The sequence below is a fragment of the Pseudomonas sp. AC463 genome, from assembly GCF_979253585.1.
Genome location: NZ_CEEDDZ010000277.1, coordinates 1 through 345 on the forward strand (window position 1 = coordinate 1; position 345 = coordinate 345).

General features: G+C 61.7%; 1 protein-coding gene. It reads right to left on the reverse strand.

What is annotated here, in order from left to right; all coding sequences use genetic code 11:
* Positions 1-345: aconitase family protein (locus tag AC0IYH_RS30135; RefSeq protein ID WP_471837780.1), on the reverse strand; the 345-nt coding region annotated here is incomplete at both ends.

Here is a 345-nt window from a genome sequence, read left to right on the forward strand (position 1 = left end):
GCGTGTCGGGATAGGCGATCATCGCGCTGTCCTTCGCGTGTTCGCCGACCTCCTGCGAGGACCAGATCGCCTGACCGATATATTCCAGGTTCACCTGATGGCAGATGCCGGTGCCCGGCGGCACGACCTTGAAATTGTCGAGCGCCTTCGATCCCCATTTCAGGAACTCGTAGCGCTCGCCGTTGCGCTGATATTCGAGATCGACGTTCTCGCCGAATGCCTGCGGCGTGCCGAACTCGTCGACCATCACCGAGTGGTCGATGACGAGGTGGACGGGGACCAGCGGATTGATCTTTTCCGGATTGCCGCCGAGCGCGGTCATCGCATCGCGCATGGCGGCGAGAT